This is a genomic window from Ruegeria sp. H4 (genome assembly GCF_056533065.1).
In genome coordinates this window covers 244791-271770 of record NZ_JBQFOC010000001.1, presented here as the reverse complement: position 1 = coordinate 271770, position 26980 = coordinate 244791, and the positions used below count along the sequence as shown (strand labels likewise).

At 60.2% G+C, this 26980-nt stretch carries 21 protein-coding genes; 9 read left to right on the top strand and 12 right to left on the bottom strand.

The genetic code is table 11. The features are described from left to right. Positions 1–26 precede the first annotated feature (26 nt). Together ACR0KG_RS01285 and pbpC are read left to right on the top strand one after the other, a co-directional pair. A complete protein-coding gene (locus ACR0KG_RS01285; protein ID WP_480826258.1) occupies positions 27–5450 on the top strand; it encodes an alpha-2-macroglobulin family protein in 5424 nt (1807 codons plus the stop codon). Between the two features lie 36 nt (positions 5451–5486). Further along, the gene (gene pbpC / locus ACR0KG_RS01280) at positions 5487–7523 is read left to right on the top strand and encodes a penicillin-binding protein 1C (RefSeq protein ID WP_480826257.1); all 2037 of its coding nucleotides are present in this window, start codon (positions 5487–5489) and stop codon (positions 7521–7523) included. An 11-nt stretch (positions 7524–7534) separates the two neighbouring features. On the opposite strand, the gene ACR0KG_RS01275 is transcribed toward pbpC, so the two are convergent. Genes ACR0KG_RS01275 through ACR0KG_RS01260 form a run of 4 tightly spaced genes read right to left on the bottom strand, consistent with a single transcriptional unit; the run spans position 7535 to position 14212 of the window. Further along, positions 7535–9577 carry a hypothetical protein gene (locus ACR0KG_RS01275; protein WP_480826256.1) on the bottom strand — a complete coding sequence of 681 codons (2043 nt, stop codon included), beginning with the start codon at positions 9575–9577 and terminating at the stop codon, positions 7535–7537. Continuing rightward, positions 9574–12336 (bottom strand): DUF4159 domain-containing protein, encoded by a 2763-nt coding sequence (locus ACR0KG_RS01270; protein WP_480826255.1) that lies wholly within the window; start codon positions 12334–12336, stop codon positions 9574–9576. The genes ACR0KG_RS01275 and ACR0KG_RS01270 overlap by 4 nt, the downstream gene beginning before the upstream one ends. Further along, on the bottom strand, positions 12333–13208 hold the full coding sequence (locus tag ACR0KG_RS01265) for a DUF58 domain-containing protein (RefSeq protein WP_480550962.1): 876 nt from the start codon (positions 13206–13208) through the stop codon (positions 12333–12335). The genes ACR0KG_RS01270 and ACR0KG_RS01265 overlap by 4 nt, the downstream gene beginning before the upstream one ends. Next, the gene (locus tag ACR0KG_RS01260) at positions 13205–14212 is read right to left on the bottom strand and encodes an AAA family ATPase (RefSeq protein ID WP_480826254.1); all 1008 of its coding nucleotides are present in this window, start codon (positions 14210–14212) and stop codon (positions 13205–13207) included. The genes ACR0KG_RS01265 and ACR0KG_RS01260 overlap by 4 nt, the downstream gene beginning before the upstream one ends. Before the next feature lie 64 nt (positions 14213–14276). On the opposite strand from ACR0KG_RS01260, the gene ACR0KG_RS01255 reads away from it, so the two are divergent. Further along, the gene (locus tag ACR0KG_RS01255) at positions 14277–14855 is read left to right on the top strand and encodes a DUF1285 domain-containing protein (protein WP_480543484.1); all 579 of its coding nucleotides are present in this window, start codon (positions 14277–14279) and stop codon (positions 14853–14855) included. Here the strand turns inward: ACR0KG_RS01255 and ACR0KG_RS01250 are convergent. Continuing rightward, positions 14852–15793, bottom strand: coding sequence for a DMT family transporter (locus ACR0KG_RS01250; RefSeq protein WP_480550958.1), 942 nt, complete (start codon positions 15791–15793; stop codon positions 14852–14854). The genes ACR0KG_RS01255 and ACR0KG_RS01250 overlap by 4 nt on opposite strands. A gap of 172 nt (positions 15794–15965) precedes the next feature. Between ACR0KG_RS01250 and ACR0KG_RS01245 the strand changes: the two genes are divergently transcribed. Then, positions 15966–16721: a hydroxypyruvate isomerase family protein gene (locus ACR0KG_RS01245; RefSeq protein WP_480550956.1), complete on the top strand. Its 756-nt coding sequence runs from the start codon at positions 15966–15968 to the stop codon at positions 16719–16721. 70 nt (positions 16722–16791) lie between these two features. Then, positions 16792–17022: a DUF2798 domain-containing protein gene (locus ACR0KG_RS01240; protein WP_480550954.1), complete on the top strand. Its 231-nt coding sequence runs from the start codon at positions 16792–16794 to the stop codon at positions 17020–17022. Between the two features lie 13 nt (positions 17023–17035). Here the strand turns inward: ACR0KG_RS01240 and polA are convergent, their stop codons facing one another. The 3 genes from polA to ACR0KG_RS01225 all read right to left on the bottom strand — a co-directional run bounded on the left by polA (position 17036) and on the right by ACR0KG_RS01225 (position 20631). Beyond that, positions 17036–19831, bottom strand: a complete 2796-nt coding sequence (gene polA / locus ACR0KG_RS01235; protein WP_480826253.1) for a DNA polymerase I — start codon at positions 19829–19831, stop codon at positions 17036–17038. Positions 19832–19901: 70 nt separating this feature from the next. After that, complete coding sequence (locus ACR0KG_RS01230; RefSeq protein ID WP_480550950.1) at positions 19902–20372, bottom strand: hypothetical protein; 471 nt, start codon at positions 20370–20372, stop codon at positions 19902–19904. Between the two features lie 82 nt (positions 20373–20454). Beyond that, entirely contained in the window at positions 20455–20631 is a 177-nt protein-coding gene (locus tag ACR0KG_RS01225; protein ID WP_170533977.1) for a zinc-finger domain-containing protein, read from the bottom strand. Positions 20632–20718: 87 nt separating this feature from the next. Between ACR0KG_RS01225 and ACR0KG_RS01220 the strand changes: the two genes are divergently transcribed. Further along, positions 20719–21660, top strand: a complete 942-nt coding sequence (locus ACR0KG_RS01220; protein WP_480827320.1) for an ABC transporter ATP-binding protein — start codon at positions 20719–20721, stop codon at positions 21658–21660. A 20-nt stretch (positions 21661–21680) separates the two neighbouring features. On the opposite strand, the gene ACR0KG_RS01215 is transcribed toward ACR0KG_RS01220, so the two are convergent. Next, entirely contained in the window at positions 21681–22145 is a 465-nt protein-coding gene (locus ACR0KG_RS01215) for a DUF1203 domain-containing protein (RefSeq protein WP_480826252.1), read from the bottom strand. A gap of 153 nt (positions 22146–22298) precedes the next feature. Between ACR0KG_RS01215 and ACR0KG_RS01210 the strand changes: the two genes are divergently transcribed. Then, positions 22299–22712: a group III truncated hemoglobin gene (locus ACR0KG_RS01210; RefSeq protein WP_480826250.1), complete on the top strand. Its 414-nt coding sequence runs from the start codon at positions 22299–22301 to the stop codon at positions 22710–22712. Between the two features lie 144 nt (positions 22713–22856). Then, positions 22857–23795 carry a DMT family transporter gene (locus ACR0KG_RS01205; protein ID WP_480826249.1) on the top strand — a complete coding sequence of 313 codons (939 nt, stop codon included), beginning with the start codon at positions 22857–22859 and terminating at the stop codon, positions 23793–23795. Between the two features lie 45 nt (positions 23796–23840). Here ACR0KG_RS01205 and ACR0KG_RS01200 read toward each other — a convergent pair whose 3' ends face one another. Then, positions 23841–24566 carry an NYN domain-containing protein gene (locus ACR0KG_RS01200; protein ID WP_480826248.1) on the bottom strand — a complete coding sequence of 242 codons (726 nt, stop codon included), beginning with the start codon at positions 24564–24566 and terminating at the stop codon, positions 23841–23843. 95 nt (positions 24567–24661) lie between these two features. Then, complete coding sequence (locus ACR0KG_RS01195) at positions 24662–25774, bottom strand: S-(hydroxymethyl)glutathione dehydrogenase/class III alcohol dehydrogenase (protein WP_480826247.1); 1113 nt, start codon at positions 25772–25774, stop codon at positions 24662–24664. A 130-nt stretch (positions 25775–25904) separates the two neighbouring features. Here ACR0KG_RS01195 and ACR0KG_RS01190 point away from each other — a divergent pair, with 130 nt between their 5' ends. Beyond that, positions 25905–26192 (top strand): I78 family peptidase inhibitor, encoded by a 288-nt coding sequence (locus tag ACR0KG_RS01190; RefSeq protein ID WP_480550938.1) that lies wholly within the window; start codon positions 25905–25907, stop codon positions 26190–26192. Positions 26193–26205: 13 nt separating this feature from the next. Here ACR0KG_RS01190 and ACR0KG_RS01185 read toward each other — a convergent pair whose 3' ends face one another. Continuing rightward, positions 26206–26931: an SDR family NAD(P)-dependent oxidoreductase gene (locus ACR0KG_RS01185; protein WP_480826246.1), complete on the bottom strand. Its 726-nt coding sequence runs from the start codon at positions 26929–26931 to the stop codon at positions 26206–26208. Positions 26932–26980: the final 49 nt, after the last annotated feature.

The following is a 26980-nucleotide window of genomic DNA, read 5'->3' as shown; positions in this document are numbered from 1 at the left end:
AGGCTACGTTGGAATAGGAGGTCGTCATGCACCGCTTTGTTTTGATTTCAATTGCTTACATCATTTCGTTCCTGATCCTGCCGATAGCGTCCTTTGCCCAAACCGCAATTCCTGAATTTCGCTATGTCACCACGCGGGATGCTGATTTCTATGGCTCGGATCTGGATGCGCTGTTCGATACAGATCTGGCGTCCTGCATTCGGGCCTGCTCGGCCAATCAAAGCTGTACGGCCTTTACCTATAACACCCGGTCGGATGCCTGTTTTCCCAAAAGCGGCGTCAACCGACAGGAAGAGTATCAGGGCGCTTTATCAGCGCAGAAAGTTCCAACCTCGGATCAGATCCTAATATTGGGGAAAACGCGGACTGAGGCGCTGGAATTCCTTAGTCAGAAAGACCTTAACCGAGCGGCAAAACAGGCCCGGGACCTGGGGTTTACTCACAACGCGGGGGGCCGTGATCTGCAGACTTTGCTGGAGGCGGCGCGAACCGCCGAAAACAATCGCTTGGCGATGCTCTGGACGGGGGCCGCCGTATCGCTTAGCGACGCGCCGGACCTGTGGGTCGAATATGCCCGGTTGCTGCAGGTCGCCAAACCGCCTGCGAATGGCAGTCGATTTGAACAGCGCCAACGCGCGGTCGATGCCGCAATCAACGGATATCTCCGCGCCGATGCACCGGGCACCCAGATTGCCGCCTTGTTGACACTCGCTGACGCGCTAGAAGCCGTGGATCGCGGGCGCGATATGGTCTCGGCCCTGCGGCTGGCCGAACAGGTGCAACCGCGCGAGGATGTACTGGCCGCTCTGGACGACGCCATTGGAAAGTATGGCTTTCGTGTCATCGACAGTACCGTTAAAAGCAACGCCGCCGCGCCGCGCATCTGCGTTGAATTTTCCGAGCCTCTGGTCAAGGCCGGGGTCGACTATGACCCGTATGTGCAGCGCAGCGATGAGGGGCTGGTGGTTCAGCTGGACGGCAAATCCCTGTGCGTCGATGGGGTGGCGCATGGTCAGCGTTATCGCCTCGCACTGCGCGAGGGGCTTCCCGCCGCATCCGGAGAGGTTCTGAACCGCACGGTTGAGCTGACGCATTATGTGCGAGACCGCGCGCCATCGGTTCGGTTTCCCGGGCGCAGTTATGTTTTGCCCAAGGCCGCAGATGCCGCGCTGCCGGTTGAAACCGTCAACACGCCGACGCTGGACCTGACCCTGCGGCGCGTCAGTGACCGCAACCTGATCCGCACCGTGCAGCAGGACTTCTTTGGCCGTCCGCTCAGCGAATGGCAGGAGCGGGCGTTCTCGGATGAAATCGCCGAGGATATCTGGAGCGGAACCGCCGAAGTTGCGAACCAGCTGAACCAGACCATGACCGCCCGCCTGCCCATGGCTGAAGCGATTGCCGATCAACCCGCTGGTATTTATGCGCTGACGGCCCGCGTACCGGGGGCTGATCCTTATGATGATCCCGGCGCGACCCAATGGTTTGTGCTGACCGACCTGGGGATCAGCACCGCGCTGGGTACCGATGGGCTGCATGTCACCGTGCGCGGGTTGGCAGACGCCATGCCGAGGGAGGGGATCGATGTTTCGCTGATCTCAAACGCCAATGCGGTGATTGCCAAAGGTCGGACCGATGGTAGCGGCTATATCCGATTCGAACCCGGTCTGACACGCGGTACGGGCGGCAGCGCGCCTGCGCTGGTTATGGTATCCAAGGGCGATGCGGATTTCAGCTTTCTGTCCCTAACCGACCCTGCCTTTGACCTGTCGGATCGCGGGGTCGAGGGGCGCGCACCCGCCGGACCCGTCGATGTGTTCCTGAGCACCGACCGGGGAGCCTATCGAGCCGGTGAGGTAATTCATGTCACCGCCCTGTCGCGGGACAGCACCGCGCAGGCGATTGACGGCCTGCCGCTGACAGTGATCCTGTCTCGCCCGGATGGGGTTGAATATCGACGCGCCGTCTCAGATGGCGGGGTTGCTGGTGGGCACGTCTTTGCCCTGCCCGTTGCCGCAGATGTACCGCGTGGGGCGTGGAAAATCGAGGTCAAATCTGACCCCAAAGGCGATGCACTGGCCCGCCAGACCATTCTGGTCGAAGACTTTTTGCCCGAACGCATCGACTTTGACCTGTCGCTGCCGGATGCGCCGTTGCGCCCGGGCGACACGCCTCCCTTGCAGATCGACGCGCGGTATCTGTTCGGCGCGCCTGGGTCGGATCTGAGCATTGATGGTCAGGTGATCGCCCGCCCTGCTAACACCGTTCCCGGCTATGAGGCGTATCGCTTTGGCCGCTACGATGCCGAGACATCAACCCGCAGCAGCTATTTCGGCGATGCCCGCACCGACGCAGCGGGACAAGCCACCATTGCCGTGGAAATCCCCGTGTTAGAGACTGATGGTGCACCCGTCGAGGCTGTGGTCATTGCGCGCCTTGCCGATGGATCGGGCCGCCCGGTCGAACGCCGCCTGACCGCGCCTGTGCAATCTGCGCAGGCGATGATCGGGGTCAGACCACTCTTTGAGGATGTGCTGCAACAGGGTACCGAGGCGGCGTTTCAGATCATCGGTCTGTCACCCGATCTGACGCCGGAACCCATGCGCCTGCGCTGGACGCTGAACAAGGTCGAGACCCGCTATCAATGGTATCAGCTTTATGGAAACTGGAATTGGGAACCGACCACGCGTCGCACGCGCATCGCCACTGGCGAGATTGAGACGACAGCAGACCCGATAAACCTGTCGCAACCTGTCGATTGGGGTCATTATGAGCTGGTCGTCCAGCGCCTGGATGGCGCTTACGCGGAAACGGCGGTCGAGTTCTCCGCGGGTTGGTATCAGGCCGCGGATGCCTCGGTCTCACCCGACCGGCTTGAGATGTCGCTGGACCGCAACAGCTATCGCCCCGGTGAGACCGCGCAGCTGCGCATCGTTCCTCGGATGGCCGGAGTGGCGCAAATTGAGGTTCTATCCAACCGGGTAATCCATCGCCAGATGGTCGAGGTGTCCGAAGGCGAAACCGTGATCCCGCTCGAGGTGAACGAGGACTGGGGTGCAGGTGCCTATGTCACCGCAACAGTGATCCGCCCAATGGATGTCGCCGATGGCCAGAACCCTGCGCGCGCCATGGGCGTGGCCCATGCAACGGTCGAACCGGTGGGCCGTACACTGGAGGTGGCAATTGACGTGCCCAGTGTGACCTCACCTCGACAAGCGCAAAAGGCTATTGTTAGGGTCGAAAATACTCGCGAGGACGATCCTGTTTGGCTGAGTTTGGCCGCTGTGGACGTGGGTATCCTGAACCTGACCGGGTTCGAAAGCCCAGACCCCGAAGGATACTATTTTGGCCAGCGACGTCTGGGCGTTGATCTGCGTGATGTTTATGGCCGATTGATCGACGGGATGAACGGCGCGATGGGAACCGTGCGTTCGGGCGGAGACAGTTCGGGCCTGCGGCGGCAATCCCCACCGCCGACACAGGACTTGATGGCTGTGTTCAGCGGGCCGGTTTTGGTCGACGCCAACGGCGAGGTCGAAATCGACATCCCGCTGCCCGCCTTTAACGGCTCCGTGCGCCTGATGGCGGTGGCCTGGTCCAACGCCGCCGTAGGTCAGGCCGAGGCCGAAATGATCGTCCGCGACCCGGTTGTTGTCACCGCCAGCCTGCCGCGTTTTCTGGCCCCCGGCGATGAAAGCCGGATGTTGCTGGAGGTCGTGCATGCCGATGGCCCCTCAGGCGAAATGGCGTTGGGGCTGACATCCTCTGCCAGATTGGAACTGGGCGATGCACCCACCAGCTTTGTCCTGGACGAAGGCGGCAGGGCGACATTCGAAATCCCCATCCGCGCTCTTGCGGTCGGAGACCCGGAGGTCAGCGTTGCAATCTCGACACCGGATGGACGTGATCTGGAACAGACCCTGCGGATGCCAATCCGCGCAAATGACCCTGTTGTGGCTCAAACACGGCGGTTTTCGCTGGGTGAAGGCGACAGCTTCCTGTTCACGCAGGATGTCTTTGACGGCTTCCAACCGGGATCGGCCAAGGCGATCCTCTCCGCAGGCGCTTTGGCGAGGTTCGACACGCCCGGCCTGTTGGACCAACTGAACCGCTACCCCTATGGCTGCACCGAGCAGATCACCAGCAAGGCGCTGCCGCTGCTCTATCTGTCATCGGTCGCGCAGGCGACCGGGCTGGGCGATGGGCCGCTGGTGGATCAGCGCATCAACGACTCGATCCGCAGCATCCTGACGCGGCAATCGTCGAACGGTGCTTTCGGCCTCTGGCGCGCGAACAGTGGGGATTTCTGGCTGGACGCTTATGTCACCGACTTCCTGTCGCGCGCCCGTGCACAAGGTCACGCAGTACCCGACCGGGCCTTTGCACAGGCCATGGATAACCTGCGCAACCGCATCAACTATGCCCCCGATTTCGACAAGGGTGGTCAGGACATTGCCTACGCTCTGATGGTGCTCGCGCGTGAAGGAGCCGCCTCGATGGGAGACCTGCGGTATTATGCCGACGCCAAGGGGGACGCATTCGATACCCCACTGGCAGCGGCGCAATTGGGAGCCGCTCTGGCGTCATACGGCGATCAGACCCGCGCGGATGCCATGTTCACCCGTGCGGCCCAAATACTGGACCAACGACCTGAACAAGGGCAATCCCTCTGGCGTGCGGATTATGGCACCAATTTGCGCGATGCTGCCGGTCTACTGACGCTGGCTGTGAATGCGGGCAGTCAGGCTGTGGACCGCAACGCCCTGATCCAGCGTGTCAGCGCTGGCAGGCAGTATCTGTCCACGCAAGAGGCCTCTTGGTCGCTGCTGGCCGCCCATGCGCTGGTCTCGGACCCGTCCGGGTCTGGGTTGAGTGTGAATGGCGCTCCGGTCTCAGGCCCATTTGTTCAGGTTCTGGAAAGCGTGCTGGCGGATGAGTTGAACATCACCGCCACGGACGCGAACCCAACCGACATCACCCTGACCGTCACGGGCATTCCGACCATACAGCCGCAGGCGGGCGGCACCGGCTATGCGATCGACCGGGCCTACTATTCGATGGACGGCGATCCGCTTGACCCGACCTCGTTCACCACTGGCGACCGGTTCGTCACCGTTCTGACGATTACGCCCTTTGAAACTGGCGGAGCGCGGCTGATGGTGGATGATCCGCTGGCCGCCGGGATCGAGATCGACAACCCAAGCCTGCTGCGCTCGGGCGATGTGCGTGCGCTGGACTGGCTGGACCTGTCCGAGGCCAGACATACCGAGTTCCGCTCGGACCGGTTCCTGGCGGCTGTTGATTTATCCGGGGGCGAGACGGTGACGTTGGCCTATGTGGCACGCGCAGTTACGCCGGGCTCGTTCCACCACCCGGCAGCATCGGTCGAGGATATGTACCGCCCGCAAAACCGTGCCCGGACAGGAACAGGGCAGGTTGATATCCGGTGATCATTCGTCCGACATATCAGGACGCGAGGCACCGGGATGCCTAAAAGCGCCACATTACTGTTGGCGCTGGCTGGTGCGCTCTACCTGACCGCCTTTGCGCGAGATCGAGTGGCGGAATGGGTCGACGCGACCATGCTGCCCTCGGTTCTGGCCGAAACCTCGGTCGAGATGCGGGATCGGAACGGCGCATTGCTGCGGGCCTTCCCGGTCGAAGATGGCATCTGGCGGATGCGGCCCGGCCCGATTGATCCCCGCTTTACCGAGATGCTGATCCGGTACGAGGACAAGCGGTTCTGGTCTCATTCCGGCGTCGATCCTGCCGCGATGATCCGCGCCACCGGCCAAGCGCTTTGGAATGGCCGCGCAGTCTCGGGCGGATCGACCCTGACCATGCAGGTCGCGCGGCTGATCGAGGATGGCCCAACCGGGCGATGGAGAGGCAAAATCCGCCAGGTTAGGGTCGCGTTGGCGCTGGAACGCCGCCTGACCAAACGGCAGATCCTGGACCTGTATTTGATACATGCGCCCTATGGCGGCAATCTGGAAGGCATCCGCGCGGGTGCGCGGGCGTGGTTCGGAAAAGACCCAACGCGATTGACAGCTGCGCAGGCGGCATTGCTGGTGGCCCTGCCCCAAGCGCCCGAATCCCGCCGTCCGGATCGGGCAAACGCGAATGCCGAAAAAGCCCGCAATCGCGTTTTACACCGGATGCAGCGGCAAGGGGTGCTGTCGTCAGACGACATGCAGGCAGCTCTGACCGAAGCGGTTCCTACGCAGATGCGCCCCTTCCCGCGTCTTGCAGCGCATCTGACCGATCACGCGCTACGCGCGCGCCCCGAGGCCCAGACCCACGATCTGACCCTGGATGCGCGCCTTCAATCCCGGTTGGAAGCATTGGTGGCCCAAGCGGCCTCCAAAGCGGGCCCGCGAATCTCGGGTGCGCTGATCGTGGCCGATCATCGCAGCGGTGACATACTCGCCTCGGTCGGGTCAGCGGGCTATCAAGACGCCCGGCAGGGATTTGTGGATATGACCCGTGCGGTGCGTTCGCCCGGATCAACGCTTAAGCCCTTGATCTATGGCATGGCCTTTGATCAGGGACTGGCCCATCCTGAAACCCTGATCAGCGACAGCCCGGTGATGTTCGGGCGTTACGCCCCGCGCAATTTCGACGGTATGTTTCGCGGCGATATCCGGGTGCGTGATGCGCTGCATCTGTCTTTGAACATCCCCGTCGTTCGGTTGACGAACGAACTTGGCCCAGCCCGCGTCATGGCCGCCCTGCGCGATGCCGGAACGCAGCCGAAACTGAGTGGCGGAGCTCCGGGTTTGGCGATCTCGCTGGGCGGCGTCGGGCTCAGCCTGCGGGATCTGGTACAGCTCTATGCGACGCTCGCAGCAGGGGGTCAGGGGCCAGTTCTATATCACGATGCTTTGGCTGGCCGGGCACAGACCACGCGCACCCTTTCAGATGTCGCCGCGTGGCAGGTGGCCGACATCCTATCCGGGCTAGCACCCCCTTCCGGTGCTGCTGCGCAGGGGTTGGCCTATAAAACCGGCACATCTTATGGGCATCGTGACGCTTGGGCGATTGGATTTGACGGGCAGCATGTCATCGGGGTTTGGTTGGGCCGTGCTGATGGCACCCCGGTGCCCGGCGCCTTTGGCGGAGAGCTGGCGGCCCCCCTGCTGTTTGAAGCCTTCGGGCATCTGAAACCCGCCCCCACGCCCTTGCGCCCGCCGCCGCCATCCACATTGATCCTTGGCGCGGCTGAATTGCCCCAACCTTTGCAACGGTTCCAACCGCGCAGCACCGCGTTTGAGAAAGATCCAAGCGCGCCCGACCTGGTATTTCCGCCCAACAACGCCGTGTTAGAGACGAACGGAGCCCCCGTGACCGTCAAACTGCGCGGCGGGGTTGGGCCGTTCTCCTTGCTGGCTGATGGGGTTCCGGTGCTGACAGGTCAGCGGCAACGAGAGTTTGATATCCCCAATCCCGGTCGCGGTTTTTCACACTTGTTGGTGGTAGATGCACGCGGCGCGTCTGATCAGGTCTCGATCCAGGTCGATTAAGGTGTGAACCCTTACCGGCGACCTTCGCGCAGCCAGCCGCCCAACAGGAACCCACCCGCAAGCAGCAGCACCAGCCAGGGGGGCAGCAGCCCGGCCTGGGTAACATCGCGTGTTTCATACGCCTCGCGCGGCGTCAGACCAATCCAGCCGCGCCCGGCCGCTGGTCGCCCGGCCCGGACGTTGCGGACCGCAGGCACACCATCCTCCAAGCGGATGACGCCGCCACGCATTTGATCAATCACTGGTTCCAGAACGTCGCCCGTCGCAATGGTCTGCTCAAACTCCTTTGGTGCGGCGGGGCCCAGCCCGATCACGGCCATTAGGTCGCCCTCTTGCAAGCGATAAAGACCAATCTCAGGCCCAAAATACTGCGCTTCAAACCGACCGGGCGTGACCTCATCAAGTGTCATCTCAAGCGTTTCGCCATTAGGGCGGGTGATTGTCACCGGGCCAACCTCTTCTTCGAGTGTCTGACGGATGATGCGCATCGATTGGCCATTGGCCTCGGCCCACAGTGCCTCTTCCTCTAGCTCCGGCTCTTTCATCATCCAATGGGCCAGACGACGCAGCAATTCCAGCTGCGGCCCGCCGCCCTCGAACCCCCGACTCCAGAGCCAGGCGTGATCCGAAGCCAGCATGGCAACGCGTCCTTCACCCACCCGGTTCAGAACCAACAGCGGGCGGTCCTCGACCCCCGTCATCAAAACCTGACCCTCGCGATGCTTCACGTCGATCTGACGCAGCCATGCGCCCCAATCCTCGGAATCACCCAGATTGGTGGTGACTGGATGCCGGTGGCCCAGATCGCTGACCATAGGCACATAGCGTTCTTCGATCACACGCGCGGTTGGCTGCGCCGGTAAGATCGACGCGAGCGGTGAGCGAAAGATACTGTCCGCCGTGGCAAAATCAGGACCCGCTGCAATCAGCACTGCACCGCCATCGTTGATATAATCGGTCACGTTGTCCAGATAGATCGCGGGCAAGATGCCGCGCCGTTTGTAACGATCAAAGATGATCAGATCGAAATCGTTTATCTTTTCCAGAAACAGCTCTCGGGTCGGGAAGGCAATCAGCGACAACTCATCGACCGGCACGCCATCCTGCTTCTCCGGAGGGCGCAAGATGGTAAAGTGAACCAGATCAACGGAACTGTCTGATTTCAACAGGTTCCGCCACGTGCGACCGCCCGGATGCGGTTCACCCGACACCAGCAGCACGCGCAGCCGATCACGGACACCATTCATCTGGATCAGCGCGGTGTTATTGCGATCCGTCAGCTCACCCTCGGCCTCGGGAACCGTGAACTGGATGACATTGCGCCCACCATGAGGCAGAGTGATGGGCAATTCTACATCCATGCCAATCGGGATGGTGAACTGCTGTGACTCGCCGCCATCGACGGAAATCTCAAGCGGTGCATTTGCGGCACCAACCGGTGCGGCGCCACTGTCTTCGACCCGCAAAGTCAGTGTTACAGGTTCGCCGATAATAGCAAAGGCAGGCGCGTTGCGGACGATCAGCCTGCGGTCCCAATCGTTTTCGCGCCCGGTTTGCAGCAGATGCATCGGTGCAGGCAGGTCGGGCGCCTGATCGACGTCGTGCACGATCCCATCCGAGACCACAAGGATACCGGCAATCCGCGCACGCGGTTCTTCGGCCAGCGCCGTGTTCACCGCGGCCATCACCTGCGTGCCTTCATCCCCATCCCCGTCGCCAACACGGATGCGGCGCAGCTCGGTATTGTCGCGCGAGTCGATCTCGGCGGCCAGCGCCTCAGCGGCCTCGGCGGTCTGATCCGCACGATCTGAGAGTGTCTGACTGGCGCTTTCATCTTCGATCATAAGAACGATATCGGTCAGCGGCGCGCGATCTTCGACCTGATACACCGGACCGGCCAGAGCAGCGATCACGACCAGAGCGGCCAAGCCGCGCAGCGCCCAACCGGACAGGCCGCGCCAAAGGGCCAGAACGATCCCGCAGACCGCAATCGCGGCAACAACGGCCAGCACGGGCCATGGTATCAGCGGATCAAAGATGACGGTTCCGGTCATTGTCCCAACCTGTCCAGCAGAGCAGGCACGTGGACCTGATCGGATTTGTAGTTTCCAGTCAGCACATGCATCACCAGATTGACCCCAAAGCGGTTGGCCAGTTCGCGCTGCCGCTCGCCCGCATAACCGCGTCCCACCGGCAGCAACGCCTGCCCGTTGCGGTCCACCGCCCAGGCCCCGGCCCAGTCGTTGCCGCCGATCACCACCGGCGTCACGTTGTCATTGAGGTTACGGAAGGGCATCCCCTCAATTTGTTCTGCATCCAGCGGCGCAGCTTCAACCCAGACCTCAGTGCCCGCATAGCGGCCCGGAAAATCCTGTAACAGATAGAAGGTCCGGGTCAGGACGTGGTCGCGGGGAATAGGCTCTAGCGCCGGGATATTTAGCGGGGCGGCCAGCTGTTGCAGCTTGCGCCCATTTGGGCTGGAAGCGCCGAACCCGGCAATATCCGCATCGCGCGTATCGAACAGGATCATGCCACCTGACCGCAGATAAGCGTTCAGCTTGGCATAGGCCTCGGCTGAAGGTTGCGACTGATCGGGGGTGATCGGCCAATAGAGCAATGGGAAAAAGGCCAGCTCATCGCGTTCCAGATCCACGCCAAACGGCTCTGCCGGCTCCACAGATGTGCGGAAGAACAGCGTCTGCCCTAAGCCACGCAGACCTGCCTGCGCGATGTCGTCCACCCGCGCATCGCCGGTCAGAACATGTGCCAGAACCAACTCTTGTGTCGCGGCGAGAGCGAAATCCGTATCATCCGGCGTTTGCGCCTGCGCCTCGGGCACCAAAAGCAAGGCCCCCAACGCAACAGCCGTTGCTTTGGCCAGACCCAACCGGCCTGACAGGGCAAGCGAGGCAATCACATCCACGGTCAGAAGGATCAGCGCAAGGCTGAGCAGCAAACCACCCAATGGCGTCTCGGTCGTTACTTCCTGTCCTTTGATTGGAACACCAGCGGGCCAGACAACCGGGCGCAGGGTTGCATCCTCGGCCAATACATTGCGGGCCAGCTTTTGCTTACCGCTTTCGTAGAGACCGGGGCGGATATCAGGACCAATTTGCCCAGAGACCAGTTCAACACCATCCACACCCGCCAGGGTGCCCGCGTCGGACAACGTACCAAAGCCGTCCATGATTTGCACAGGCTCCCACGTGGTGCCTTGTAGCTGATCCACCTGCCGTGATTTCGCCGCCGAGGCCACCGCCAGACGATCCAGCATTTCCACGAACAGACCCGAGAGTGGCAGGCTGGACCATTCAGCATCTGCGGTCACATGGAATAGAACCACCTGCCCCAATCCCAATGCCTTGCGGGTGACCAGAGGCGTGCCATCCGACAGCGACGCAATCACCCGATCCGCCAGATTGGGATCCGGTTGCGCCATGACTTGGGTTGAGACGACAACATCACCGGGTATCTGCAGCCCGTAAAAGGGCGACGCTTCAGGGAACGGGGCCAGTGTCTTGGCCTCGCCCCAACTCATCGCTCCGCCGACAGTACGCCCACCGCTGCGCAGGCGCACGGGCAGCAACGTGTCTTCTTCGTCCCGGCCCAGATCGCTGGCGGCCATGCGGGGCCCGGCAAAGCGCAGCAACAGGCCGCCCTGTTCAACCCATTCTATCAGACCCGCCTGTTCCGTGTCGGACATCTGCGCCACGTCGGACAGAACGATCACATCCGGGTTTGCAGGCAGAACCTCTAGCAACCCACCCTCGACAAAATCCGCCGTGGGGATCAGAACTTGGGTTAGATAGTGTAGCGGCGACAGCAGCTCCAGCCCTTCGCGGTTCACCGTTCCGGCAATCAGCGCGACCTCGCGCCGGCGCAGGCTGTCATCGGTCAGCGTGACGGCCCCTGCCGATTTCTGGCCCTGAATCTCGAACCGAGTGATCCGAGCGCGCAGTTCCGATGGCAGAGCAAGTTCGATCTGCGCCTCAGTCGCGCCTGCCTCAAAAGCCATTTCTGCAGATTGTAGAACGCGCGCGGTGCCCGCAGGGTCACGGCCCTGCGCCAGAATGGTCACGGTTTCCTCGGGGCCCGGCTCGGCCCGCAACACCGTGATCTGAATGACACCATCCTGATAGGCCGCCGGAAGGATGGCCAATGCATCCGATGGGGATTGGTAAACTGTCACGTCACCGCGCGATTGCAGCGCTGACACTAAACCCTCATGGCCGTCATAGGTCAGCCGATCACTGAACCAATGCGTGTCAAATCCTCCCTCGACCTGATCCAGCCCGGCTATGACCTGTTCGATCTGCGCCTCAGTCGGCTGCCATGGGTTGGGAACCAGGCCGGGCAGGCGGTTGCGCCATGCCTCTGCCGCCTGAAACACGGGCGGTACCGGTTCGGTCAATCGCAGGATCGAGACAGGACGGCTTGAGCGGCCCGCCTCGGTCAATTGCGCATCGATCTGGTCAAGCGTCGAGGACCACCGTGTAGCCCCGCCCCAGCTGGCATCCAACACCAGCAACAAAGGCCCGGTGCCCGTTTCATCGCGTGAAGGGTTCAGGACCGGACCCGCCAATCCAATAATGATCGCTGCCGCTGCCAGCATACGTAACAAGAGCAGCCACCACGGGGTGCGGTCCGAGACGCTCTCGTCATCCTTCAACCCCAGCAGCAATGTCACCGCCGGGAACAAGCGCCGGATCGGCGCGGGGGGCACGGCACGCAGGATCAACCACAGGATCGGCAAGGTCAGCAGACCCAACAGCACCCATGGCGCGGTAAAGCCGATGCCCGCCAGAACCGTCATCGCGTGCCCCCGTCCAACGCGCGATAGAGCCAAAGCAGCGCCGCCTGCGCGCTATCGCTGGTGTGATGCAGACCCAACTGCCACCCCGTCGCGCGGCACAGCCGCGTCAACGCATCCTTGCGCTGCGCCAATCGGTTCAGATAGCGATCGCGCAGGTCTCCGGCTTTTAGTGTTTCATGGCGAGCTGTTCCACCAACGCTTTCGAAAATGGTACGGCCGAGATAAGGAAAGCTCTCCTCGCTTGGGTCCAGCACCTGCAAGATCACACCGCGTACACCGCGGTCAGCGGCTTTGGTCAGCGCCAGTTCAACCTCGTCCATCGGGCCAAGGAAATCCGAGATAAACACCGCACGCGCATGCGGGATCATGGCACGGTGTTCAGGCGGGGCATAGTCTGCCTGATCATCCTCGGACCAGGCTTGAGCCAAGCGGATGATCTGCGCATTGCCGCGTCGGGGCGGCAAGGTCGTCCCCGTTAGCCCAACACGTTCACCGCCGCGCACCAGCAAGATAGCCGTAGCCAGACCCAACAGACGCGCCCTGTCCGATTTCGTCGGCAAGCCTTTATCAGAAGCAAACCGCATTGACGCGCCCTGATCGACCCACAGCATCACCGATTGCGCAATCTGCCATTCGCGCTCCCGCACAAATTGCTGGTCCCCTCGCGCTGATCGGCGGTGGTCGATCATCCGGCGGCTATCTCCGATCTGAGCCGGGCGATATTGCCAGAAATCATCGCCCATACCTGATCGCCGCCGACCATGGTCGCCCAATAAAACGGTTCCGGCCAGATGTTCGGCGCGCGCCAACAGCGGCGGCAGCCGGGACGCCTCGGCCTCAGATCGCTCTCGAAGGGTTAGCGCAGCATTCACGCCGCAGCCTCGGTTCGGATCAAACTGGCAGCGGTAGACTCGATGAGGTCTGACAAGCTGTCGCCCCGCGCCCGCGCCGCAAAGTTCAGTGCCATCCGGTGGCTAAGCACCGGGCGAGCCATATCCAGCACATCTTCGGCATTCGGCGCCAAACGCCCTTGAAGCATGGCACGCGCTCGAACTGTCATCATCAGCGCCTGCGCCGCACGAGGGCCGGGCCCCCAGGCGACGGTTTCCTTGACCCGCTCGGACACGCCCGCTTCATCCGGGCGGAAGGCGCGAACGAGATCGAGGATCAGTTCGACAACCGAATCCCCCACCGGCATCCGGCGCAACAGGACTTGCGCGGCGAGCAATTCCTCTTTGGTGAAAATCTGATGCGCGTCATCTTCTTCGACGCCTGTGGTGGCCAGCAGAATGTCCCGCTCAGTCTGACGATCCGGGTATTCAACATCGATCTGAACAAGGAACCGGTCCAACTGCGCCTCGGGCAAGGGATAGGTGCCCTCCTGCTCAATTGGGTTCTGGGTGGCCAGCACGTGGAAGGGTACACCCAGCGAGCGATCCTCGCCCGCCACGGTCACAGTCCGCTCTTGCATCGCCTGAAGCAGGGCCGACTGAGTTCGAGGGCTGGCGCGGTTGATCTCATCCGCCATCAGCAATTGGCAAAAGATCGGGCCTGAGATGAACCGGAAATGACGGCTGCCGTCATCCGCCGTGTCCAGAACTTCGGACCCCAGAATATCGGCAGGCATCAGGTCGGGCGTGAACTGAATTCGGTTTCCATGCAGGCCCATCACGGTCGACAGCGTCTCGACCAGTCGCGTCTTCCCAAGACCCGGCAGACCAATCAACAATGCGTGCCCGCCACACAAAAGCGCTGTCAGGGTCAGGTCCACAACCCTCTCCTGCCCGATGAAGCGGCGGGTGATCGAGGCCTTGGCCTCTTGCAACTTGGTTTCCAGCGCTTCGATCTCGGATACGAGGTCGGCAGGTTCGGTCATGACTTTCCCTTCCGTGGACTATTATAGATGAAGTGTATCGCGCTAAGAGGAAATGGCAAAAGCAATGAGCGGACAAAAACCCGTGAAACCTTCGCCGGATGGTTTGGCTGCATCAGTCAAAGCGGCCAAAACCAAGGGTTTACCGCCCGTTCACCTGTGGAATCCTCCGTTTTGCGGCGATCTGGACATCAAGATCGCCAAAGATGGTTCTTGGAGTTACTTAGGGTCGCCCATCAACCGGTTCGAGCTTGTGAAGCTTTTTTCCTCAATTCTTAAGAAAGAAGACGGCAAATACTACCTCGTCACCCCGGTCGAGAAGGTGGGAATCACTGTCGAGGATGCGCCGTTTCTTGCGGTCGACTTCGACCAGACAGGGGATGGCCTGTCGCAAGACCTGACATTTACCACCCATGTGGGCGATACGGCCATCGCCGGGCCGGATCACCCGATCCGCATTGTCATCGATGCGGAAACAGAGGAACCCGCACCCTACGTATTGATCCGAAACAACCTTGAAGCACGCATTGACCGCAAAAGCTTCTACCGACTCGTGGATATTGGTACCAAGCATGATGGCTGGTTTGGCGTCTGGTCGGGTGGGCAGTTCTTTCCGCTAATCTCAGCCTCAGATCTACCGGACTAAACGGTATGCGCCACCTTGCGGTCCTGCGCCAGCACCACAGCCACGGCCACGATCCCTGCGCCCAGCGCGCGAGTCCAGTTCCAGTCATCCCCCAACATCAGCATGATCAGCATCACGTAGAAAGGCGCTATGTTGATGTGGAATGAGGCCAATGCAACGCCCAGCTTCCCAACGGATCCAACGAACAGTACCTGACTGAGGCCCATTGCAACCAACGCATAAATTCCGAGCATTCCGATCTGTTGAACATCGATCTGTGCCGTTGGCATTACATCCACACCCAATTGTCGCGCAACGAAGAACAGCAATACAGCAACAATCAATCCGCCAAAAAATGTGATGGTACTGCGGCCTGTCTGGCTAAGGTCAGGGAAATCTCTCGCAGTTGCCATTGTCGCCCAGCAGAACAGCCCGGTCGAGGCTACGGCACAAATAGCGCCCAACCCCAGCTGCGCCGGGGCCACCGCACTGGTGGCGATCAGACCGCCTATGATGGACACCACCACACCCAACGCAAAATTCCAGCGTAACCGCCGTGTTCCAGTTGCCAACTCGATCAATGTGGCAAACAACGGTGCGCAGGATGCGATGATGGCCACTGTTACCGGATCTGTCAGCTTTTGCGCCAAAATGATCAGGAACATACCGGCGCCAAGCATCCCCCCAACAAACATTGCATGCCCCCATCGGGCACGCAAGACGCGCGATTGGCCGTCGATCAGAATCCAAATTGGCAACATGACAGCCACAGCGAGCGCCAGTCGTGCAACGAGCAACGCAACTGGTGGCCAAGTTTGTAACAAGACCTCAGCCGCGGGAAACCCGGCAGCCCATGTCAACATAGACGCAACCGCCAGCCCATTGCCTGGCAAGGCCGAGCTGCGCCCACCAGACACAGGTAAAGATGTCCCGCGCACGGGGTCTGGGCTCATCGCCATTGGATCGAACCTTCATAAAAAACGGCGCTCGAAAATGATTCGCCGTGTCGCCTAGAATTTCGATGATTTGCGCGGTCCGTTCTGGTCGATTTTCGACAATCTGTCGTTTTCAGTCTCTTTCCTGAAAACCACCCGCCCGTTAGAGTTTGCGAACCAAACCCCGGGACCACTCATGCCCAGATTTGCCGCCAATCTTTCGCTGCTCTTTACCGAGTTGCCGTATCTCGACCGTTTCGAAGCCGCCGCACAGGCCGGCTTCAAGGCCGTCGAGATTCTGTTTCCCTATGATCTGGCAGCCAAGGAAACCCGCCGCGCCTTGCTGGCGAACGGGCTGGAGCTGGTTCTGATCAATGCCCCTCCGCCCAACTACACGGGCGGCCAGCCGGGCTATGCGGCGGTGCCGAAGGGCGAGGCTCGGTTCCAATCTGACATCCGGCGCGTCCTGCGCTATGCAGAGCTGTTGCGCCCTCAGACGATACATATCATGTCCGGATATGCCTCCGGGCCTAAGGCCATGGAGCGTCTCATACAAAACCTGCAATGGGCAGCAGACGTCGCACCAAACCAGCAATTCACCATCGAACCGCTGAACCCGGTGTCACAACCCGACTACTTTCTGAACGACTACGCGCTCGCGGCTGAGGTGCTGGATCAGGTGGACCGTCCCAATATTGGCCTGCAATTTGACAGCTTCCACGCGCAGATGATCCATGGGGATGCGCTTGCCATATGGCAGAAATATCAGGACCGCGTGACCCACGCCCAGATCGGCGCCGCCCCAAACCGGTCAGAGCCGGGCGATGGCTCGATCGACTTTCCCGCCCTGTTCAACGCCATCGACAACAGCGGATACGACGGCTGGGTCAGCGCCGAATACAATCCAACGACGCCCCGCACCGTGGACTCGCTGGGCTGGATGGCGCGCTAACATACCCGTTACTGGCATTTTCTGCGAAGATATCGCACAGCTTGGCGCGGTGAATGAACGGATGATACCGATGACCCACGCCCGACTGTCACATATTATGTTCTGCCTGATCATGTCAGGACTGATGTCCTGCATCGTGACCGGGATTGCCACGGTCAAGGCCATCGGATTTGGGCCGGGCACCTTTGGGGATTGGATGGCGGCCTGGGCCTTTTGCTGGCCTATCGCCTTCACCGTCATCGTGATCCTTGGACCCAGTGTCAAACGGCTGGTCGATCGTCTGGTCAGGCCCAAGGCCTGATGAGCGGCGTGCCCTAGTGCGCTTCGGCCCAGTTTGCCCCGCGCCCGGCATCGACATCCAGCTTCACATCCAGCTTCACCGCCGGGTCCGAGGCCCCCTCCATCACATCGCGCGCCACCTCGATCAGCCGATCAACACCGTCCTCAGACACTTCGAACAGCAATTCGTCATGCACCTGCAACAGCATCTTGGCGGGCAACCCTTGAATCGCATCCGGCATCCGCACCATCGCGCGCCGGATCACATCCGCCGCCGTACCTTGGATCGGCGCGTTGATCGCAGCCCGGCGCGAGAAACCCGCATGCGGCCCTTTGGCATTGATCTCAGGCGTGTGGATTTTGCGCCCAAACAGGGTCTGCACATAGCCGTGCTCTTTCGCAAAGGCGATGGTGTCGTCCATATAGGCGCGAATACCAGGGAAGCGTTCGAAATAGCGGTCGATGAATCCCTGTGCCTCGGCCCGCGGAATACGAAGGTTGCGCGCCAGGCCAAAGCCCGAGATGCCGTAGATCACACCAAAGTTGATCGCCTTGGCCTGACGACGGATATCCGGCGTCATCTCATCCAATGGCACATCGAACATCTCGGACGCGGTCATCGCGTGAATGTCCAACCCGTCGGCAAACGCCTGTTTCAAGGCGTCAATCCCGGCAATATGTGCCAGAATGCGCAGCTCGATCTGGCTATAGTCGAGGCTCACCATCACATTGCCCGGCTCGGCGATGAACGCCTCACGAATGCGGCGGCCTTCCTCGGTCCGGACGGGAATGTTCTGCAGGTTCGGATCGGTCGAGGCCAAACGGCCCGTGTTCGCCCCAGTGATCGAATAAGACGTATGCACGCGGCCCGTGTCCGGATTGATATGGGTCTGCAGCGCATCCGTGTAGGTCGATTTCAACTTCGACAGTTGCCGCCAGTCCAGTACCCGGCGCGGCAATTCATGCTCGGTCGCCAGATCCTCAAGAATATCCGCCCCGGTCGAGTACTTCCCGGTTTTCCCCTTCTTGCCGCCTTCCAGACCCATCTTGTCGAACAGGATCTCACCCAACTGTGCGGGCGAGCCGACATTGAAGTTCTGACCGGCCAACCCGTGAATTTCAGCCTCTAGTCCGGCCATTTTCTGCGCAAAGGCATTCGACATCCGACTGAGGACATCGCGGTCCACCTTGATACCGTGCATCTCCATTTCTTTGAGAACCGGCACCAGCGGGCGTTCCAGCGTTTCATAAACCGTCGTCACCTGAACCTGATGCAGCTGCGGCTTGAACAATCGCCACAGGCGCAGAGTAATATCCGCGTCCTCGGCGGCATAAGCGGTGGCCTCATCAATCGGCACCTTGTCGAAGGTGATCGCCGATTTGCCCGAGCCCAGCAGCGGTTTGATCGGGATAGGAGTATGGCTTAGATAGCGCTCGGACAGAGTATCCATCCCATGTCCATGCTCACCGCCATGCATGGCGTAGGACATCAGCATCGTGTCATCGATCGGAGCGATATCGATGCCATAGCGCGCAAAGATCTTGGCATCGTATTTCATGTTCTGCCCGATCTTGAGGATCGAGGGGTCCTCGAACAGCGGTCTCAGCAGTGTTAGAGCCTCATCTAGCGGCATCTGCCCCTCGGCCAGCGCATCCGAGCCGAACAGATCATCCGCCGATCCGTCGCGGTGGGTCAGCGGGATGTAGCAGGCCTCCCCTGCTTCGATACAAAGCGAAATGCCGACCAGATCGGCGATCATCTCGTTCAGGCCGGTGGTTTCCGTATCAACGGCGATCCAGCCGGTTTCATAGGCCCGGTCGACCCAGACTTGTAGCGCAGCCGCATCCCGAACACATTCGTATTTCGAGGCGTCAAATGGTATTGCTTCGACTTCGGGCGCTGCTTCGGCCGCGGGAGCATCGGGGATTACTGGCGAGTCCACGCCCAGTTTATCCGCAATGCGCTTGGTCAGCGTACGGAACTCCATCTGAGCCAGAAAACTCATCAAGACGTCGGCCTCAGGGTCCTTCACTTCCAGATCATCGAGCGTGAAATCAAGAGGGGTCTGTTCATCCAGCTGCACCAGCTTCTTCGACAGCTCGATCTGATCGCGCTTTTCGATCAGGGTCTGGCGGCGCTTGGGCTGTTTGATCTCTCCCGCACGGTCCAGCAGGGTTTCGAGATCACCATATTCGTTGATCAGCAAGGCTGCCGTTTTGACGCCGATTCCCGGTGCCCCGGGTACGTTGTCAACGCTATCCCCAGCCAGCGCCTGCACATCAACCACGCGCTCCGGGCCAACGCCGAATTTCTCGATCACCCCGTCCCGGTCGATGCGCTTGTTCTTCATCGCATCCAGCATCTCGACGCCGCCGCCGACCAACTGCATCAGGTCCTTGTCGGAACTCACAATAGTCACACGTCCGCCAGCCTCACGTGCCTGAACGGCAAGAGTGGCAATGATGTCGTCAGCCTCATACCCCTCCAACTCTTTGCAAGCGATGTTGAAGGCCTTTGTCGCCTCGCGGGTCAGCGGCATCTGCGGGCGCAGGTCCTCGGGCATCGCCTCACGATTGGCTTTGTACAGGTCATAGAGGTCATTGCGGAAGGTGTGAGAGCCCTTGTCGAAGATCACCGCCACATGGGTCGGTGCATCCGGGCCATCGTTCCCCTCGACATATTTTTGCAGCATGTTGCAAAAGCCCGAAACCGCCCCGATCGGCAAGCCATCGGATTTCCGCGTCAGCGGCGGCAGCGCGTGATAGGCCCTGAAAATAAAGGCCGATCCATCGATGAGATGCAGGTGACACCCTTTTCCGAAATTGCTCATGCGCACGCTCCCTGTCGGTCAGAGATGGTTCTGCCACAGGGTCGCTCGGGTGACCAGTCTTGAACTTGGGCTAACCGCCGAAGAGGCCGCTGAAAACGTCCGAAAAGCTGTTGAGCAAAGCCATAATGACCAACACACCAAGGAAGGCAAAAAACGCGAAGGCAAAGAACTGGAACAGGATTGCGCCGACGCCAACCGCAATCCCGGCGATGGCAGGGCGGCGCTTTTCGTGACGCAGGATGCCGACAACAGACAGAACAACTGCCAGTGCACCCAACATGGCGACACCGATCTGCAGGAAATCATCCAGATCGCGCGCACGCGCAACAGGCTCGGGCTGTTCCAGCCCTGCCGCAGATCGAAGGGTGGATTTGCCGATTTCAGCCGCTAGCTCACCCAGCGACACACCCGCGGATTGCTGAGGTGCGAAGGGTCCGGCCCAAAAGACGAACAAGGCAGCAAACAGCGCCAAAGAGGCAATGCAAAAGCCGATCCATCCGAATATCGGGTTGGCAGAGTCATTAGGTGCAATGTCAGTCATCACGCTCGCCTACGCTGTATGCACCACCGAAATAGCATAAAAAACACGGCGAGATTTGGGCGAAACCCGATTGGACGGGCAATTAGCCTTGCTCTGTGCCTTTCAGAACATATTTGCAGTCGCAATACGGGCACTCGACCCAGCCCGTATCTTCAGGGATTTGCAGCCACACGCGCGGATGGCCCAGCGCACCTTCGCCGCCGTCACAAGCGACGCGGGTGGTTTCGACGATCTTGGTTTCCGGCGCTTCGATTGTCACGGCTGGCGATCCTTCACTGGTTGTCGGCCTCGCGGGCATGCATTAGGTGCGTTTATGAGCGATGAGCAATCCGGGGGCAAGAGCCACATGAGCGATGCGGCAATCAGGATCGAAGGTCTGCGCAAGACCTATCGGGCAAGCAAGGGCCAGCCCGAGAAGCACGCACTGAAGGGGATTGACCTGACCATTCCCAGCGGCTCGGTTTTTGGGCTTTTGGGGCCGAACGGCGCGGGTAAGTCGACCCTGATCAACATTCTTGCCGGGCTGGTGATCAAAACCTCCGGGAAGGTTTCGATCTGGGGCTTCGATCAGGATCAGAACCCACGCCAGTCGCGCGCCGCCATCGGTGTGATGCCGCAAGAGCTGAACCTGGACCCGTTCTTTACCCCGCGCGGCGCGTTGGAGGTACAGGCTGGCCTTTATGGCGTGCCCAAGGCCCAGCGCCGCAGCGATGAGATTCTGGAGCTCGTCGGCCTCAGCGACAAGGCCGAAGCTTATGCCCGCACGCTATCAGGCGGGATGCGGCGGCGGTTGCTGCTGGCCAAGGCGTTGGTGCATCACCCCAGGATTTTGGTTCTGGATGAACCGACTGCGGGTGTCGATATCGAGTTGCGCCAGATGCTTTGGACCAATGTGCGCAAGCTGAACGAACAGGGGATGACGATCATCCTGACCACGCATTACCTGGAAGAAGCGCAGGAAATGTGTGATCAAATCGCGATCATCAACCATGGCGAGAAGATCACTCAGGACAGCACCGCCAATTTGCTGGGCCGCATGGACCGGCGCACCATGGTGATCATGCCCGATAGCCCGGTTGCGGACCTTCCCTCGGCTGCCGGGGTCGAGGCCACATTACGCGACGATGGCAGCCTGCTGCTGCAGTATCGCAGCGCCCAGACCAGTGCCGAGCAGGTGCTGGAATCCGTTCGCGCTGCGGGTATCCGCATCCGCGATGTGCGCACCGAAGAAGTAGATCTTGAGGATGTGTTCCTTGCCCTGACCTCGTCTCAGGCTCGGGCGTCGTAAGCGCGGCTTAGAACCAGCCTTTAGCCCCGGTCGATCCGCGCTTGATAGCAGTTGTTGCGCGCAGATCGCACGTGGATATAGGCCACATCGGAGCGGTCAAAGATATCTTTGACCTTTGCACCAATCTGATCCGTGGGGGTGATCGCTCCGGTGCCATAAACGATCCGGTCATCCTGCCCGTATCCCTTGATCAAATAGTCAAGAGAGCTGGTCAAAATCTCGGGCAATTCATCCCCTTCATAGCGCTCGCAGGGTTCGGCGCACAAAAATATCGGCCCGGTTTCCGCATACGGATGCGTCTTGGCAAAGGGCCTGTGCGCCAGAACCAGCATCGGCGCCCCTTCGGGTATGTTTTGCAGACAATGACGGCAAGGATTGCCCGCGCCGGTTGAAACAGCGTGCTCCGGCGTGGCTCCATAGGCATCCGGACCACCCTGTTGCAGGGTGCGGACTTCTTCAGTGGGCAATGCAGTGATTTTGAACATATCAATCCTCCGGTTTTCCGGACCATGCCCAATCATGACCACGCCGCGCGACCCGATTCCTGCGCAAATCGCCCGTCACCGTTCGCCGTAAGGATAAGCGCGACAAAACCACGCCTGTAGAACCGTCGGGATTCTGGTTAGGACCAAAACACTATGACCCGACCCGTCCTGCCGCCGCGATTTCCGGCCACGTCTGATCAGATCAATGCGCAGGTGTGCGCCTTTTACGCCCGTGTCCGGACCGACCCGGTACTGGGGCCCGTTTTTGCGCAACATGTCGACGACTGGCCCGCGCATGAGGAAAAGATCGCCTCATTCTGGCGCAATGCGATCCTGTATGAGCGCGGGTATGACGGCAATCCGCAGCGGGTTCATATTGAACGGCCGGCAGTGCAGCCCGACATGTTCGCCCATTGGCTGGACCTGTTCGAAGAAGTCGCAGCCCAGACGTTGCCAGCCGAAACCGCGACGCCCTGGGCCGCCCTGGCGCGACGCATCGGTGTGGGGATGAAGGCCGGCGTGCAATCGGCGCGTCAGCCCAAGGATGCGCCACCGATCCTGCGTTGATCTGAAGACATGGCAGCTTTGCACTGTTAGCGGTAAAATGGGGGCTATGCGGGATGGTCAATTGGGTTTACTCAGGGCCAAGACAGCCCTTTTTGCGCTGAGCGGCATTGTGCCACCACACCAACATCACCCGAGGCCACAGCGATGAGCACTCAGAACACCACCCTTCGGGGACTTGGTTACGCGTTTCTTGGATTCGCAGTTTTTGCCAGCCATGACGCATTGATCAAAGTGCTGGGCGGGACCTATTCGGTGATGCAGATCATCTTTTTCGCCACTCTGTTTTCCTTTGTCCCCATGGCGGTGACAATCCTGACAGACCGGACCACCGGGAACTTTCTGCCGCACCATCCCTGGCTAGTGCTGCTGCGGTCGGCCCTGATGGTTACGGCCATGATCTGCGCCTTCTACGCCTTTTCGGTGCTGCCGCTGGCCGAGGTCTATTCGCTGCTCTTCTCCTTCCCATTGATCGTGACCGTTCTGTCGATCCCGATTTTGGGAGAGGTCGTCCGCGTCCAGCGCTGGGCCGCCGTGGCCGTTGGATTGATCGGTGTTTTGATCGTCCTGCGCCCGGGTTCAACCGACATCACTCTGGGCCACCTCGCCGCCTTGACCGCCGCGTTTTGCAGCGCGTTTGGGTCTGTTCTGGTGCGCAAGATCGGGAACGAGGAGCGGTCCGCCGTCCTGATCCTGTACCCCATGTTGCTGGCCATTCTGGTCATGAGCCTGATTCAACCCGCCGTCTATCAGCCGCCCTCGTTGCTGCATCTGGCAATGATGGCGCTGGTTGGTGTGTTTTCGGTCATCGCGCAACACCTGATCATCCTCGCCTACCGCGCCGCGCCCGCCGGGGTCGTCGCGCCCAGCCAATACAGTCAGATCATCTGGGCCACTTTGTTCGGCATGATCTTCTTTGGCGAGCGCCCGGATGGCTGGGTCGCCGTCGGCGCAGGTATCATCATCGCGTCTGGTGTTTTTGTGGTCTGGCGCGAGAGCCGGTCCAACACCACATCCGTGAACACTCCGGTCCTGCGGGTACGGTCGCCACGCGCAGATACCGGGGCGTCGCGACCGGGGGAGTAGCTCAAGACCAAAAGTGGAATTCATCAGAACGACAAATTTACGTGATCAGCTGGCTTTGATTCTAATCCTGTAACCGCCGTTTATTCCGTCTTCTTCGAATTTTCCCGTCGCGCGCACCAAATCGCTCAGCTTCGCGTAGCCATAGGAACGAGCATCAAAATCCGGGTAGATCTTGCTAAGCTGACTTCCTACTTGCCCTAGCTTAACCCACCCATCTGGTTCATCAGCGTTTTGAACAACATTGCGAACAAGCTGATAGGCATGGTTCAATTCTTGCCTTGGCTTTGCGCTTTCGGTTTTCTTTGCCTGCGGGATGTCCTCGGGCTGTTTCTCAATATTCTCGATATAAATAAATCGATTACACGCGGCTACAAACGCCTTGGGTGCCTTGCGCTCTCCAATACCATAGACGTCCAGCCCTTGTTCGCGAATGCGGCTGGCGAGACGCGTGAAATCGCTGTCTGAGGACACTAGAACAAACCCGCTGAACCTGCCGGAATGCAGGATGTCCATGGCATCAATGACCAAGGCAATATCGCTGGAGTTTTTTTTGGACGTATTGGCAAACTGTTGATGGGGAACGATGGCGTATTCGGCCAGGGACTTGGCCTCCCATCCCTGCGGTGGTCCATTGGAGAAGTCGCCGTATATCCGTCGTAGGCCAGCCTCTCCCAACGTAGCAATTTCTTCAAAAATCTCTGCCGCATGCTTTGCGGAGACATTGTCCGCATCAATCAGAACCGCAAGGCGGTCTGTTCGTCCTGTCGTCACCTGAATTCCTCAACCTTAAATTTAATTCATGGTGAGGAATGTAAGGGTCAAAAAGGGCGAGCAAAAGCCCGCCCTTGGAAAGTATTTTTGTCTTGTCAGTAAACCACCACCGACCGGATGCTTTCACCCTTATGCATCAGGTCGAAGCCGTGGTTGATGTCGTCTAAACTCATGGTGTGGGTGATCATCGGGTCGATCTCGATCTTGCCGTCCATGTACCAGTCAACGATCTTGGGTACATCTGTCCGGCCCCGCGCGCCGCCAAAGGCCGTGCCGCGCCACGAGCGGCCGGTGACCAGCTGGAACGGGCGCGTCGAAATTTCGGCACCCGCAGGTGCCACGCCGATTATGATCGACTCACCCCAGCCTTTATGCGCCGACTCGAGCGCGTCGCGCATCACGCCAACATTGCCGGTGGCGTCGAACGTATAATCAGCACCGCCCTTGGTCAGGTTCACCAGGTAGGGAACAAGATCGCCTTCAACCTCTTTTGGGTTCACGAAATCGGTCATGCCGAACTTGGTCGCCATTTCCACCTTCGACGGGTTCAGATCGACACCAACGATCTGATCGGCCCCGGCCAGACGCAGGCCCTGGATCACGTTCAGGCCAATACCGCCCAGACCGAATACAATGGCACGGCTACCCAGTTCGACCTTGGCGGTGTTGATCACCGCGCCGATGCCGGTGGTTACACCGCAACCGATATAGCAAATCTTGTCAAACGGCGCGTCCTCGCGCACTTTGGCCAGCGCGATTTCTGGCAGAACCGTGTGGTTCGAGAAGGTCGAGCAGCCCATGTAGTGCAGGATCGGATCGCCATCCAGCGTCGAGAACCGCGAGGTGCCATCCGGCATCAGGCCCTTGCCTTGTGTTTCACGGATTGCCTGACACAGGTTCGTTTTGGGATGCAGACAATATTCACACTCGCGGCATTCCGGGGTGTAAAGCGGGATCACATGATCGCCGGGTTTCAGGCTGGTCACGCCCGGCCCGACTTCGACCACCACGCCAGCGCCTTCGTGGCCCAGAATTGCCGGGAACAGGCCTTCGGGGTCTGCCCCCGACAAGGTGAACTCATCTGTGTGGCAAATACCGGTGGCCTTGATCTCAACCAGAACCTCACCCGCCTTGGGGCCTTCGAGGTTCACATCCATAATTTCCAAAGGCTTGCCAGCCTGAACGGCGACGGCTGCACGGGTGCGCATAGTGCTTGTCTCCCAGTCTTGTTTGTCCAAACCCTGCGTCAAAAACGGGGTTCTTTCAACTATGCATTCATGACAGAGTGGCTAAACTTTTGATATTGAAGAAACGACATTGTCCGAATGAGGAACGCCAATGCACCGAATTTTTCCGATCCTGATCCTTCTGGCGGCCTGTTCAGAACCACCCCCACCCGAAGATATTCCGATTGAGCCAGAGGCCGCGCCTGTCGATCTGGCCTTTTGTCAGGGTGATCCATTTGCCGAGACGATTGGCCAGCCGGTTTCAACCATTCAAGCCAATCTGCCCGAACGCAGTCGCGTACTGGGGCCAAACGACATTGCAACCCAGGATTATCGGATCGACCGACTGAATGTGTTTGTGGATGATACCGGCGTGATCCAACGCCTGACCTGCGGTTGACCCTGGATCAGCGCTATTTCCCGCGATAGATCAGCCAATCCGGAAGGTAGTCCAGCAACCGGATGACCCATGAAAATGGGGCCGGGAAGTCAGTCCGGAAACGACGGCGCGACATCGCTTTGATCACCCGGTCTGCCGCGTCCTCAGCCGTCATCAACATCGGCATCTTGAAATTGTTTTTCTCGGTCAGACGGGTCTTAATGAAGCCCGGGTTGACGATGCGCACAGTGACCCCGGTACCCGCAAGATCAAAGCGCATGGTTTCCGCCAGCGACACCAAAGCCGCCTTGCTGGCCGCATAGCCCACAGCCGCGGGCAACCCACGATAGCCAGACAGGGACCCGATCAGGGTGATATCGCCGCGGCCTGTACGCACGAAAGACGGCACCGTTTCACCCAACACCCGTAACGCACCGGTGTAGTTCACGTCGGTCATGGCCAGTACCGCCTCGGTCTCCCAATCGGCGCTGCGCATCGGCTCGTAGGCCCCGGCATTATAAACCAGCCCGTCGACCGCACCGGCCTCGGCCACAGCACGGCGCACAGCATCCAGATCGGTGACGTCAAAAGGAACCGCGCGGGCATTCGGCAGGCTCGCGCAGATATCGGCCAGCCGATCCGCATTGCGCGCCGACAGGATCAGATGCGCACCCCGGCGGCTGAGCCCCTCGGCCAAAGCGCGGCCCAGGCCCTCGCTGGCGCCAACGATCCAATAGGTTTTTCCGTCAAAGCTGCTCATGTCTGGGCCGTATTGTGTTCTGATGCTTATTTTACGGTCGGGCACGGGT

Coding starts and splice junctions, on each gene's coding strand:
- ACR0KG_RS01285 (WP_480826258.1), top strand. CDS start 27: ATGCACCGCTTTGTTTTGATTTCAATTGCTTACATCATTTCGTTCCTG.
- pbpC (WP_480826257.1), top strand. CDS start 5,487: ATGCCTAAAAGCGCCACATTACTGTTGGCGCTGGCTGGTGCGCTCTAC.
- ACR0KG_RS01275 (WP_480826256.1), bottom strand. CDS start 9,577: ATGACCGGAACCGTCATCTTTGATCCGCTGATACCATGGCCCGTGCTG.
- ACR0KG_RS01270 (WP_480826255.1), bottom strand. CDS start 12,336: ATGACGGTTCTGGCGGGCATCGGCTTTACCGCGCCATGGGTGCTGTTG.
- ACR0KG_RS01260 (WP_480826254.1), bottom strand. CDS start 14,212: ATGACCGAACCTGCCGACCTCGTATCCGAGATCGAAGCGCTGGAAACC.
- ACR0KG_RS01255 (WP_480543484.1), top strand. CDS start 14,277: ATGAGCGGACAAAAACCCGTGAAACCTTCGCCGGATGGTTTGGCTGCA.
- ACR0KG_RS01250 (WP_480550958.1), bottom strand. CDS start 15,793: ATGGCGATGAGCCCAGACCCCGTGCGCGGGACATCTTTACCTGTGTCT.
- ACR0KG_RS01245 (WP_480550956.1), top strand. CDS start 15,966: ATGCCCAGATTTGCCGCCAATCTTTCGCTGCTCTTTACCGAGTTGCCG.
- ACR0KG_RS01240 (WP_480550954.1), top strand. CDS start 16,792: ATGACCCACGCCCGACTGTCACATATTATGTTCTGCCTGATCATGTCA.
- polA (WP_480826253.1), bottom strand. CDS start 19,831: ATGAGCAATTTCGGAAAAGGGTGTCACCTGCATCTCATCGATGGATCG.
- ACR0KG_RS01230 (WP_480550950.1), bottom strand. CDS start 20,372: ATGACTGACATTGCACCTAATGACTCTGCCAACCCGATATTCGGATGG.
- ACR0KG_RS01220 (WP_480827320.1), top strand. CDS start 20,719: ATGAGCGATGCGGCAATCAGGATCGAAGGTCTGCGCAAGACCTATCGG.
- ACR0KG_RS01215 (WP_480826252.1), bottom strand. CDS start 22,145: ATGTTCAAAATCACTGCATTGCCCACTGAAGAAGTCCGCACCCTGCAA.
- ACR0KG_RS01210 (WP_480826250.1), top strand. CDS start 22,299: ATGACCCGACCCGTCCTGCCGCCGCGATTTCCGGCCACGTCTGATCAG.
- ACR0KG_RS01205 (WP_480826249.1), top strand. CDS start 22,857: ATGAGCACTCAGAACACCACCCTTCGGGGACTTGGTTACGCGTTTCTT.
- ACR0KG_RS01195 (WP_480826247.1), bottom strand. CDS start 25,774: ATGCGCACCCGTGCAGCCGTCGCCGTTCAGGCTGGCAAGCCTTTGGAA.
- ACR0KG_RS01190 (WP_480550938.1), top strand. CDS start 25,905: ATGCACCGAATTTTTCCGATCCTGATCCTTCTGGCGGCCTGTTCAGAA.
- ACR0KG_RS01185 (WP_480826246.1), bottom strand. CDS start 26,931: ATGAGCAGCTTTGACGGAAAAACCTATTGGATCGTTGGCGCCAGCGAG.